14 protein-coding genes are annotated in these 11,196 nt (G+C 71.9%); all 14 read right to left on the minus strand.

What is annotated here, in order from left to right; translation table 11 throughout:
- The coding region (locus M3N57_10555) for a phenylalanine--tRNA ligase subunit beta (GenBank protein ID MDP9023108.1) at positions 1–1,140 on the minus strand (1,140 nt) is incomplete at its 3' end.
- Between the two features lie 7 nt (positions 1,141–1,147).
- Positions 1,148–2,134 (minus strand): phenylalanine--tRNA ligase subunit alpha, encoded by a 987-nt coding sequence (gene pheS / locus M3N57_10560; protein ID MDP9023109.1) that lies wholly within the window; start codon positions 2,132–2,134, stop codon positions 1,148–1,150.
- A 160-nt stretch (positions 2,135–2,294) separates the two neighbouring features.
- A complete protein-coding gene (locus M3N57_10565; protein ID MDP9023110.1) occupies positions 2,295–3,380 on the minus strand; it encodes an ATP-binding protein in 1,086 nt (361 codons plus the stop codon).
- Entirely contained in the window at positions 3,377–4,180 is an 804-nt protein-coding gene (locus M3N57_10570) for an RNA methyltransferase (GenBank protein ID MDP9023111.1), read from the minus strand. The genes M3N57_10565 and M3N57_10570 overlap by 4 nt, the downstream gene beginning before the upstream one ends.
- Positions 4,177–4,545, minus strand: a complete 369-nt coding sequence (gene rplT, locus M3N57_10575; GenBank protein MDP9023112.1) for a 50S ribosomal protein L20 — start codon at positions 4,543–4,545, stop codon at positions 4,177–4,179. The genes M3N57_10570 and rplT overlap by 4 nt, the downstream gene beginning before the upstream one ends.
- Positions 4,546–4,571: 26 nt before the next feature.
- Positions 4,572–4,763, minus strand: coding sequence for a 50S ribosomal protein L35 (rpmI, locus tag M3N57_10580; protein ID MDP9023113.1), 192 nt, complete (start codon positions 4,761–4,763; stop codon positions 4,572–4,574).
- Between the two features lie 40 nt (positions 4,764–4,803).
- A complete protein-coding gene (gene infC / locus M3N57_10585) occupies positions 4,804–5,379 on the minus strand; it encodes a translation initiation factor IF-3 (protein ID MDP9023114.1) in 576 nt (191 codons plus the stop codon).
- A gap of 221 nt (positions 5,380–5,600) precedes the next feature.
- Positions 5,601–6,068, minus strand: a complete 468-nt coding sequence (locus tag M3N57_10590) for a hypothetical protein (protein MDP9023115.1) — start codon at positions 6,066–6,068, stop codon at positions 5,601–5,603.
- 19 nt (positions 6,069–6,087) lie between these two features.
- Positions 6,088–6,417 carry a hypothetical protein gene (locus M3N57_10595; GenBank protein ID MDP9023116.1) on the minus strand — a complete coding sequence of 110 codons (330 nt, stop codon included), beginning with the start codon at positions 6,415–6,417 and terminating at the stop codon, positions 6,088–6,090.
- A gap of 84 nt (positions 6,418–6,501) precedes the next feature.
- Complete coding sequence (gene hisG, locus M3N57_10600; protein ID MDP9023117.1) at positions 6,502–7,377, minus strand: ATP phosphoribosyltransferase; 876 nt, start codon at positions 7,375–7,377, stop codon at positions 6,502–6,504.
- 23 nt (positions 7,378–7,400) lie between these two features.
- Positions 7,401–7,874, minus strand: a complete 474-nt coding sequence (ribH, locus tag M3N57_10605; protein MDP9023118.1) for a 6,7-dimethyl-8-ribityllumazine synthase — start codon at positions 7,872–7,874, stop codon at positions 7,401–7,403.
- Positions 7,871–9,145: a bifunctional 3,4-dihydroxy-2-butanone-4-phosphate synthase/GTP cyclohydrolase II gene (locus M3N57_10610; protein ID MDP9023119.1), complete on the minus strand. Its 1,275-nt coding sequence runs from the start codon at positions 9,143–9,145 to the stop codon at positions 7,871–7,873. The genes ribH and M3N57_10610 overlap by 4 nt, the downstream gene beginning before the upstream one ends.
- A 65-nt stretch (positions 9,146–9,210) precedes the next feature.
- Positions 9,211–9,819 carry a riboflavin synthase gene (locus M3N57_10615; protein MDP9023120.1) on the minus strand — a complete coding sequence of 203 codons (609 nt, stop codon included), beginning with the start codon at positions 9,817–9,819 and terminating at the stop codon, positions 9,211–9,213.
- 1 nt (position 9,820) lies between these two features.
- Positions 9,821–10,948: a bifunctional diaminohydroxyphosphoribosylaminopyrimidine deaminase/5-amino-6-(5-phosphoribosylamino)uracil reductase RibD gene (gene ribD, locus M3N57_10620; protein MDP9023121.1), complete on the minus strand. Its 1,128-nt coding sequence runs from the start codon at positions 10,946–10,948 to the stop codon at positions 9,821–9,823.
- Between the last annotated feature and the right edge of the window lie 248 nt (positions 10,949–11,196).

An 11,196-nucleotide genomic window follows, 5' to 3' on the forward strand; every position in this document is an offset into this window, starting at 1 on the left:
GGCGCCCTCAGGGTCGACACCGCGCTCGAAGCGGACGCTGGCCTGCGACGGGACGCCGAGCCGGCGCGCGGTGCGGCGCACCGCCGCCGGGTCGAACGTGGCCGACTCCAGCAGGACGTCGCGGGTGGTGGTCCCGACCTCGGTGTCGCGGCCGCCCATCACCCCTGCCAGCGCCACCGCCCGGTCGCGGTCGGCGATCACCAGGTCGGTGGGCTGCAGTTGCCGGGTGCGTCCATCGAGGGTCGTCAGCTGCTCCCCCGGCACCGCCCAGCGCACGACGATCGCGGGTCCGGCCAACGTGGCCAGGTCGAAGGCGTGCAGTGGCTGGCCGAGTTCGAGCATCACGTAGTTGGTCACGTCGACCAGGTTGGTCAGCGACCGGATCCCGCACACCTCCAACCGTCGCCGCAGCCACCACGGCGACGGGCCTGGGACGACGTCGCCCACCACCCACCCCACGTACCGGCTGCACCCGTCGGCAGCGTCGACGGTGATCGGGACGGTGCCGTGGTCGCCGCGGACGTGGGATGAGCCCGTGGGATCCGGCGGCGGGGCGAGCTCGACGTCCAGGATCGCGGCCAGGTCGCGGGCCACGCCGTACACCGAATGCAGGTCGCCACGGTCGGCGGGAATGGCGACCTCGATCACCGGTTCGCCCAGCGGCATGAGCGCGTGGATGTCGGTGCCGGGTGCGGCCCGCCCGGGGAGTTCGGCCGGGTCGACGACCATGATGCCGGCGTGGTCGTCGGCGACCTGCAGCTCACGCGCCGAGCACAGCATCCCGTCGCTGACGACGCCGCGCATGTCGCGGCGCTCGATCGTGAGCGTCCCGCCCCGCCCGTCGGGGAGCGTGGCCCCGGGCGCGGCCAGCGGGACGAGGTCGCCGGGCGCGATGTTCCGCGCCCCGGCGCAGACCGTGCGCTGGCCGTCGCCGTCGTCGACCGTGACCACGACCAGCTTGTCGGCGCGGGGATGCTCAGCGACCTCCACCACCCTGGTCAGCCGCACGTCACGCACACCGGCACCGGGGGTGCGGACCTCCTCGACCTCGAGACCGTTGCGGCCCATCACCTCCAGCAGCTCGTCGAGCGGCAGCTGGACCGTGACGAACTCGGCGAGCCAGGACAGTGGGACGCGCATGGTGGCCCTAGAACCGTTCCAGGAAGCGGGCGTCGTTCTCGTAGAACTCGCGGATGTCGCCGATACCGTGGCGCAGCATCGCGACCCGTTCGATGCCGACCCCGAACGCCAGACCGGAGACGTCGGCGGGGTCGTGCCCGCAGGCGGACAGGACGTTGGGGTCGACCATCCCGGCCCCCAGGATCTCGATCCATCCGGTTCCCGAGCACACCCGGCAGGACGGGTCCGTCCCGCCGCAGAACGCGCAGCTGACGTCGACCTCCGCGGACGGTTCCGTGAACGGGAAGAACGACGGGCGCAGCCGCACGTCGCGGTCCGCGCCGAACAGCGCCCGGGCGAAGGCCTGCAGCGTGCCGCGGAGATCGGCCATGGTCAGACCGGCGGCGACGGCCAGCCCCTCCACCTGCTGGAAGACCGGGCTGTGGGTCGCGTCGGGCGCGTCGTTCCTGAACACACGACCGGGCACGACCACGGCGATCGGTGGCCGCTCGGTCAGCATGACGCGCGCCTGCACCGGGGAGGTGTGGGCGCGCAGCAAGATTCCCGCAGCGCTGTCGACGTAGACCGTGTCCATCTCCAGCCGTGCGGGATGGTCGGGCGGGATGTTGAGCAGGTCGAAGTTGTAGACGGCGTCCTCGACCTCGGGCCCTTCCGCGACCCGGTAGCCCAGTCCGATGAACGCATCGACGATCTCGTGTTCGACCTGGGTGAGCAGGTGCGGGCGGCCGGGGCGGACCCGCCGCGGCGGGAGGGTCAGGTCGAGCCGCTCGCGGGCGAGGCGCTGCTGCACCTCCGCTTCCTGCAGGGCGCGCTGGCGGGCGTGGAACCCCTCGTCGAACGCCTGACGGAAGGCGTTGACCCGGGCGCCGAGCTCACGCCGCTGGTCGGGCGGTAGGTCGCCGAGCTGCCGCTGGATCTGCGCCAACCGGCTGCGCCGGCCGGTGTGCTCGACACGGACCGCCTCCAGCGTGTCGAGGTCGCCCGCCCGATCGATGTCGTGCAGGGCCTGGTCCTGCAGCGCATCGAGCTCCTCGGCCTGGAGAACGTCGCTCAGTGATACACCTCCGTCGCGGTCTTAGGAAACCTAAGACAGCTCTCTCGCGCCGCTCCTGTGGAGCGTCGGTGAGAGGCTCACCTCGGTTCGGGGTGCGAGACTAACCGTGGTCGCCCCCGGCGCCCATCGCCGTCTCTGACGCGCGCTTGGGCAGCGCGACCCGGAACGTCGCACCGTCGCCCGGCTCGGACTCGACCCAAACCCGACCGCCGTGAGCCTCGACCAGTCCCTTGGTGATGTACAGCCCGAGGCCCGTCCCCGTCCGGCGGGTCTCGCGGCCTCGCGAGAACTTCGCGAAGATCTGCCGCTGCTGGTCACCAGGGATCCCGGGGCCGCGATCGTGCACCGCGATCTCCACATCCTCGCCACGGTCGATGACCTCCACCCGCACCGGGCTGTGGGGCGCGTAGCGCAGCGCGTTCTCGACGAGGTTGGTCAGGACCTGCTCGAGCTTGTCGGGATCGACGAACACGGTCGGCCGCCCCGACGACTGGATCGTGATGGGACGGGCGTCGTCGTCGTGCGCGGCCTTGTCCACCACCCGCTCCACCGCTGCGACCGCGTCGAGCCTGACCCGGTGCAGCTGCACCCGGCCCGCATCGATGCGGGCGACGTCGAGCAGTTCCGTGAGCAGCCGCGTGACGCGGTCAGCGTCGGCGTCGATCGTGGCCAGCATCTGCCGCTTCTGCTCGTCGCTGAACCGGTCCCACTTGGCCAGCATCGTCCGGGTGAAGCCCTTGACGCTGGTCAGCGGGGAGCGGATCTCGTGCGAGACGGTCGCGATGAGGTCGCTACGTGCGGCGTCGAGCCGCTGCTGGCGGCCGGCGTTGCGGAACGTCACGACCGCTCCACCGTTGGGGAGGCGTGCCCCGGCCACCGTGACCGGACGCAGGCGACCGCCGGGCAGTCTGACCTTCAGCAGACGCTCCGCCAGACGGTCTGTGACCGCGCTCGCAGGCCGCAGGCACCTGGCCACGTCCGTGCCGGTGTCGTCGATCAGGGTGAGGACGTCGGTCAGCGGCTTCCCGGCGGCGTCGGGCGCGACGCCGAGCAGGAACCCCGCTCGGGTGTTGCAGAAGGCGATGCGCTGGTCGGCATCGATCACCACCACCGCTTCGGGCAGCAGCTCGTAGGCTGCCAGGTCCCCGGTCGGGAGCGTGGTTTCCGCTCCGCCGTGCGCGTTCATCGGTCCGCTCCGCTCACGCCGGCGCGAGCGGCGGCGTACGCCGCGACGGCGACCGACGCGGCGAGGTTCAGCGATTCGACCGGGCCGAGCAGTGGGATGGCGACGACCTCGTCGACCGTCTCGATCACCTGCGTCGGTAGCCCGTGCGCTTCGTTGCCGAACAGCAGAGCCACCGGCGGCGCGAGGACCCCGGGCGCGTCGATCGCGGTTGCTCCGGCCACGTCCAGGGCCACCCGTGTCTGGTCCGCAGCGGCACAGGCCACCAGGACGTCTTCCGTGGCGATCCCGGTGACGATCGGAAGACGGGCCACCGCCCCTGCGGAGGCACGGACCGCCTTGGGGTTCCACGGGTCGACCGACCCGGCGGTGAGCACGATCCCGGCTGCGCCGGAGGCAGCGGCGGTCCGGATGGCGGTCCCGGCGTTGCCCGGGTCGGCGACCTGGTGCAGGACGATCAGATGTCCGCGTCCGACGACGTCGGCGAGGTCGGCCCGGCGCTGGCGGGCGACAGCGACGGCGCCCTGCGGGGTCATGCTGTCCGCGACGTGGCGCAGCACCGGCTCGTCGACCACCGTGAGGCGCACGCCGGCCGCGTCCGCCGCCGCTCGGAGATCGGCGGCCGCTCCGGGGACCGCGAACACCTCATCGACATCGCCGGACGTCAGCAGGTCACGGACCGCGCGCGGGCCCTCGACGAGGTAGCGCTGCTCGGCGTCGCGGGTCTTGCGCCGGGCCAGCGCCGCCGCCGCCTTGACGCGCGGGTTCCGCGGCGAGTGGACCTCGACCGTCCCGGCTGTCACGCCTGGTCGTCGCCGAGCGCTGTCTTGGCGGTCGCGACCAGCTGGGAGAACGCACCGGGATCGTGGACCGCGAGGTCCGCCAGCACCTTGCGGTCGACCTCGACCTCGGCGAGCTTCAGGCCGTGAACCAGGCGGCTGTACGACAGGCCGTCCTGGCGGGCTGCCGCGTTGATCCGGGTGATCCAAAGCTTGCGGAAGTCGCCCTTGCGTCGACGCCGGTCGCGGTAGGCGTACCGCTCGGCGTGCATGACGGCTTCCTTGGCCGCCTTGTAGCGCCGGCTGCGTGCGCCACGGAAGCCCTTGGCACGCTCCAGGACCTCACGGTGCTTCTTCTTGCTGTGGACACCGCGCTTGACCCGTGCCATCGCGCTCCCTCCTCGGATCGTTCGTGCTACTTGTTGAGCAGCTTCTTGGCCCGCTTCGCCGGTGCGTTCGCCAACTCGAACGGCCCCGTCAGACGCCGCTTGCGGCGGGAGCTCTTCTTCTCCAGCAGGTGGTTCTTGTTGCGCTTGCGACCAAGCACCTTCCCGGTCCGGGTGACCCGGAAGCGTTTCTTGGCGCCGCTGTGGGTCTTCTGTTTCACGTCTGGCCCCTGTGCAGTCGTCGTTCGGGGCGACCGCCGATCAGCTGGCCGCCTCCTCCTTCTTGGCACGCTCCCGGCGGGGTGCGAGCACCATCACCATGTTCCGACCGTCCACGGTGGGAACCGACTCGACGGTGGCGAGGTCGCTCATGTCCTCGGCGAGGCGGTCCAGGTGGGACTTGCCGATCTCCGGGTGGGTCACCTCACGACCACGGAACATGATGGTGACACGGACCTTCGCGCCGTCCTTCAGGAACCGCGCGACGTGACCGGCCTTGGTCGAGTAGTCGTTGTCCGAGATCTTCGGCCGCATCTTGATCTCCTTGACCTCGATGCGGCTCTGCTTCTTGCGGGCTTCCTTCTGCCGCTGGGCCTCCTGGTACTTGAACCGGCCGTAGTCCATCACCCGACACACGACCGGCTGCGCCTGCGGTGCGACCTCGACCAGATCCATCTCGCGCTGGCGCGCGAACTGCAGCGCCTCGGCGAGCGACACGATCCCGATCTGGTCCCCGTCAGGCCCGATCAAGCGGACCTCGCGCTCGTGGATCTCCTCGTTGAGCCGTGGCTCCTCGTTGATGCTGCTCCCTCCTGTTCGTTGCCGCCCGCGAAACACCAAGACGGCGGCCGTCGCCGCCGTCGGTCGGATCGCGCCACCCGTGAGGGTGCAGCGCCGGTCCGGTCGCGCGACCCGGGGAGGTCAGCGACGGTCCCGCCGCTGTCCCGCCGGGTGGGAGGCGCAACGAAGTGGCGGCCCCCGCTTGTTCTGGTTCGCGTTCCGAGGCTACCAGTGCGCGAGACGCGACGCCCGGGCGGCCGCTGGGGTCTCCGGCCGTCTCAGCGCCCGGGCACCCACAGCCGGGAGCTGCCCGGCGGGCGAGTCGGTTCGGTCTCGTCCGCGACGTCAGGATCCCCCTGCCCGCGACGATCGCCGGTGGGCAGGTCGCCGGCCTCTTCCTCGGGCAGCTTGCCTTCGGCGCGGAGCTTGTTGAGTTCCCCTTCAGCGTCGACCTGCGCGGTCCGCAGCTGCGCGAGAGCCTGATCCATCTGCGTCACCAACCGCTCGTCGACGTGGGAGCGGACGGCGTCGGCCAGCGCTGCAGCGGCGTCGACCAGCAGCCGCGCGTCGCGCCGGCCGAGCTTCACCTCCGCCCCGCTGGCGAGGACGGAGAACGACTGTGCGACGACGCCGGTGACGTCCGTCCGTCGCAGTTCTGCCAGGTAGGCCGCGACCTCCTCTTCGGTCGGCTGTTGTGTCTGGCCGCCCGGCCCGGCGCCCGGCCCGGGCGCGCTTGTCTCCGCCATGTGACGCCCTCCTCGTCGGTCAGGCCCCGCCACCGGTTGGCATGTCCTCGATCCCGGGCTCGGGGACGTTGTGCCCGCCCAAGCCCTCACGGGAATCGTGTGCCAGGTCGGCGTGGGCGGGCTCCTCGCCGAACTCGACCCGGCGGTAGGCCAGCACGGTGAAGACCGTGCCGAACAGCAGCCCGAGGACCAGGGCGAGCAGGATCCCGGTGAAGTTCCCCTTCGCCACGGTCACCCCCGGATCCTGCACCGCGAACGCGGGTCCGCCGATGGCTGCCAGCATGGCCGTCGCGGCGACGGCGGTGGACACGACTCGGCGCACGGCGACCTCCTGGCTTATGGGGATCACCACCATCCTAGCGGCGCATGCGGGGGCGTCTTCGCCGGCCACGACCGGGCGGACGAGTGACGCGCGCCCGTTGTGGTGGCTGTGCTAGGCGACGATCTTGGTGATCGGCACCTCGAGGATCCCCGACGCTCCGCGGGCTTTGAGCGCCGGGATCAGCCGGTTCACGCCGCGCTTGTCGACGACCGTCTCCACCGCGTACGCGTCCTCGTGCGCGAGCTGGTTGATGGTGGGGGCTTTCAGGCTGGGCAGGATGTCCAACACCGCTTCGAGGTCGGCGGTCGCGACGTTGAGCTTCAGGAGCACGCGTCCCCGCGCGTCGATCGCGCCGAGCAGCAACGTGCGCAGGTCGTCCATCGCGGCCCGCTTCTCGACGTCCGCGGCGGCGGCGTGGTTGGCGATCAGCTCCGTTCGTGAGACCAGCAACTCGGCGATGATCTTCAGCCCGTTCTTGCGCAGCGTCGAGCCGGTCTCGGTGACGTCCACGCAGGCGTCCACGATGCTGCCGACCTTCGCCTCGGTGGCTCCGTAGGACAGGAACACCTTGACCTTCTTCCCGCGCGCCTCGAAGAAGCGGCGGGTCAGCTCGGGGAGTTCCGTGGAGATCTTGATCCCGTCGGGAACGTCGTCGACCGACTCCCACGGCGATCCGCGGGGGACGGCCAACACCACCCGGATCGGGTTCGACGTGGCCTTGGAGTAGTGCAGCTCCGCGAGGGTCAGCACGTCGGCGGAGGTCTCCTCGATCCAGTCGCGTCCGGTGATGCCGACGTCGAAGAAGCCCTCTTCGACGTAGCGCGGGATCTCCTGTGGGCGCAGGATCGCGACCTCGTCGACGCGCGGGTCGTCGATGCGCGCGAAGTAGTCGCGGGCGCTGGCCCGGTCCAGCCGCAGGTCGGCGTCGTCGAACAGCGCGAGGGTCGCCGCCTCCAGCGACCCCTTCGGTAACACGAGCTTCAGCATCCGCGGTACTCCTGTATCGCAACCTACGGGCGGAACTGCGCCAGCAGGTTCGTGGTCTCAACGGCGGCGAGCGCCGCCTCGGCGCCTTTGTTGCCGTGCGTCCCGCCGGCTCGGGCCTCGGCCTGGGCGACGGTGTCGGTGGTGATGATGCCGAACCCCACCGCGATACCGAACTCACGCGCGACCGCCCCGCACCCGCGGGTCGCTTCGCCGGCGACGAAGTCGAAGTGGGGGGTCTCGCCGCGGATGACTGCGCCGAGCGCCACCACACAGTCGACCGAGCCGCTGGCCGCGAGACGGTGCGCCAACAGCGGGATCTCGAACGCGCCCGGCACCCACCACACCTGCACGTCGTCGCGTCGGGCGCCGACGGCCTGCAGCGCCTCCACCGCCCCGTCGAGCAGACGCCCGACCACCGTCGGGTTGAACCGGGACGCCACGATCCCGATCCTCAGCCCGGTCGCGTCCGGCTGGCCGGGGGCGTAGCCCTGCCTCACGCGCCGTCGTCCTCACCCGTCCCCACGGGGATCACCGGGGCGAAGGCCAGCCCGTCACGCTCCACGTCGGCTTGCCGGGCTAGGTCACCGACACCCGTCGACGCGATGACCCCGACGGGCGCAGCCGAGAAGAGGTGGCCGAGCTTGTGCTGCTTGGTGTCGAGGTAGAAGGCGTTCGCGGGGTTGGATCGGACCTGCAGCGGGACCCGCTCGACGATCTGCAGGCCGAACCCCTCCAGCCCGGCGCGCTTGGCCGGGTTGTTGGTGAGCAGCCGGAGCGTCGAGAGCCCGAGGTCGGCGAGGATGGACGCGCCGGTGCCGTAGTCGCGTGCGTCGGCGGGGAAACCCAGCTGCAGGTTCGCCTCGACCGTGTCGGCCCCGTGGTCCTGCAGCTGGTAGGCCTGCAGCTTGTGGATCAGGCCGATGCCCCGGCCCTCGTGGCCACGCAGGTACACCAGGACGCCGGTGCCCTGCTCGGCGATGCGTGCCATGGCCAGGTCCAGCTGCGCCCCGCAGTCGCACCGCTGGGAGCGGAACACGTCGCCGGTGAGACACTCCGAATGCATCCGCACCAGCATGTCGGGTTGGCCCTCGGCGTCGCCGTACAGCAGCGCCACATGGTGGGTGCCGTCGGCCAGCGACTCGTACCCGATCGCCCGCCACGCCCCGTACGGGGTCGGCAGGCGGGTCTCCACCACCCGGCGGACCAGACGCTCGCGCCGGCGGCGGTAGGCGATCAGGTCCGCGATGGAGATCAGCGGCAGGTGGTGCTGGGCAGCGAACTCCTGCAGCTGCGGCAGCCGCGCCATGGTGCCGTCGTCGTTGACGATCTCGCCGATCACCCCCGCGGGGTACCGGCCGGCGAGGCGGGCGAGGTCGACTGCGGCCTCGGTGTGGCCGGGTCGGCGCAGCACCCCTCCGTCGACGTACCGCAGCGGGAAGATGTGACCAGGGCGGGCCAGGTCGTCGGGGCCGTTCGACGCGTCGATCACCGCGCGGATGGTTCGTGCGCGGTCCGCGGCGCTGATGCCGGTCGTCACCCCGTCCTTGGCGTCGACCGAGACCGTGAACGCGGTGCCGTGCGCTTCGGTGTTGTCGACCACCATCAGGGGGATCTCGAGCTCGTCGAGCCGCTCACCGACGACCGGGAGGCAGATCACCCCGCTTGTGTGGCGGACCATGAACGCGATCGCGTCCGGGGTGACCTGGTCGGCGGCCATGATCAGGTCACCCTCGTTCTCGCGGCCGGCGTCGTCGACGACCACCACCATCCCGCCCTCGCGGATCGTGGCGATGGCCGCCTCGATGCTGGCGAACGTAGGTGTCGGTGTCGGCGTCACGTCGTCCTCCCGTCGCACAGCCGTTGGACGTACCTGGCGAGCACGTCGGCTTCGAGGTTGACCCGGTCGCCAGGTCGTGCATCACCCAGCGTGGTCGATGCGCAGGTGTGGGGGATCAGCCCCACACGGAACGCGGCGTCGCCGTCGCGGTCGTCGACGTCGATGACCGTGAGGCTGACACCGGCCACCGCGACCGAGCCCTTCCGCGCGACCAACGGTGCGATCGCCGCAGGCGCAGCGATGGTGAGGGTGACGGTCCCCGGCTGATCGTCGCGAGCCAGGACCGACCCGACCGCGTCGACGTGGCCCTGGAGCAGGTGCCCCCCGAACCGACCGTCGGCGGCCAGCGCCCTCTCCAGGTTGACGCGCCCACCGGCGTCGAGGTCGCCCAGAGCGGTGGCGCGCAGCGTCTCGGCCATCAGGTCGGCGGCGAAGCCGGTGGGAGTCACGGCAGCGACGGTGAGGCAGCAGCCGTCCACCGCGATCGACGCACCCAGCGACAGGTCGGGAACGATGGCGTGGCAGCCGACCTCGAGCCGGGCGCGGTCGGTGCTGCGCTCGAGCCGCTCGACGCGGCCGACCTCCTCGATGATCCCGGTGAACACCTCACCTCCCTGTTCGCTGCAACCCGTCGCGCGCCGACGCGGTCGTGGCCGCGCCGTCGGTGCGCTGCGGTCGGGCGGTCAGCCACAGGTCGGCCCCGAGCTGGCGCACCTCGTCGATCCGCCACAGCCAGCGGTCCTCGACGCTCGCCGCCCCGGGCGGGGCGAACGCCGCCAGGCCGTCCCCGCCGATGGTGCAGGGGGCGACGAACACCTCGAGGCGGTCGATCAGCTCGGCGCGCTGCAACGCCCCGGCGAGGGTGGCACCACCCTCGACCAGCAGGCTCTGCACCCGCCGTTCGGTCAGCGCCCTGAGCGCAGCATCCAGCGCGACGCCGGCGGGCGCGCCGTCGGCGGCGTCCGTCGTGGGAACGACGACGACGTCGGCGCCCGCGTCGGTCAGCTGGCCGCGCCAGGTGGTCGTCGACGCCTGGGTCGTCAGGATCACCGCGCCGGGGCGGGCGACGTTGGCCCACGACGGCGTCCGGCCGCGGGCGTCGAAGACGACGGGGCGTGGTTGGCCCGCCGGGGCTTCGACGTGGCGCACATCGAGGCTGGGGTCGTCGGCGAGGACCGTCCCCGACCCGACCGCGACCGCCTCGGCGAGCGCCCGCAGCTGGTGGGTGGCGATCCGCGCCTGTTCCGAGGTGATCCAGCGTGACGACCCGTCGCGGGCGGCGACACGGCCGTCAAGGCTCTGCGCGAGCTTGCACACCACGAACGGCCTCCCGGTGGCTTGCACGTGGAAGAAGACCTCGTTCTGGCGGCGGGCGTCGTCGACGCGGACCCCACCGATGACCTCGACGCCGGCGTCGCGGAGGGTCGCCGCGCCGCCGTTGACCGGGTCGTCGGCGGCGTACACCACCCGCCGGACCTCGGCGTCGATCAGCGCCTGCGTGCAGGGGCCCGTGCGACCGGTGTGATCGCACGGTTCCAACGTGACGTACGCGGTCGCGCCGCGGCGGCGTTCCCCCGCGGCGGCGATCGCGGTGATCTCCGCGTGAGGCCCGCCGGGGCGCTCGTGCCACCCTTCACCGACGATCGCCCCGTCGTGCACGAGCACGCAGCCGACCAGCGGGTTGGGGCGGACGGTGGCGCGGCCACGCTCGGCGAGCGCGAGAGCGACGCCCATCAGTTCATCATCGCCTCGGGTCACGGTCCTCCATCCCGACTCGGGCCTCTCCGGGGGCCGGGTGGTGGACGCGTGAGTGGCCGGCCGCTGGCAGGCGGAACCGGCGTGCACACCTCCTCCCATCCGGACTCTCACCGTCGGCTCCGGGATCGCACCGGATCCACCACCGCGTGGTGCGGGGGTCGCGGGCTGTGACCGCCGGTCGGGTCGCCTCGCGCCAGACGGCCGAGGTCCCTCCCCTGGAGGCG

Source organism: Actinomycetota bacterium (genome assembly GCA_030776725.1).
Taxonomy (GTDB): Bacteria; Actinomycetota; Nitriliruptoria; order Nitriliruptorales; family JAHWKO01; genus JAHWKW01.

Excerpts from the sequence above, each read along its gene's own strand:
- M3N57_10565 (MDP9023110.1), bottom strand. The coding sequence starts at position 3,380 with ATGAACGCGCACGGCGGAGCGGAAACCACGCTCCCGACCGGGGACCTG.
- rplT (MDP9023112.1), bottom strand. The coding sequence starts at position 4,545 with ATGGCACGGGTCAAGCGCGGTGTCCACAGCAAGAAGAAGCACCGTGAG.
- M3N57_10590 (MDP9023115.1), bottom strand. The coding sequence starts at position 6,068 with ATGGCGGAGACAAGCGCGCCCGGGCCGGGCGCCGGGCCGGGCGGCCAG.
- hisG (MDP9023117.1), bottom strand. The coding sequence starts at position 7,377 with ATGCTGAAGCTCGTGTTACCGAAGGGGTCGCTGGAGGCGGCGACCCTC.
- M3N57_10610 (MDP9023119.1), bottom strand. The coding sequence starts at position 9,145 with ATGGTGGTGGTCGTCGACGACGCCGGCCGCGAGAACGAGGGTGACCTG.
- ribD (MDP9023121.1), bottom strand. The coding sequence starts at position 10,948 with ATGGGCGTCGCTCTCGCGCTCGCCGAGCGTGGCCGCGCCACCGTCCGC.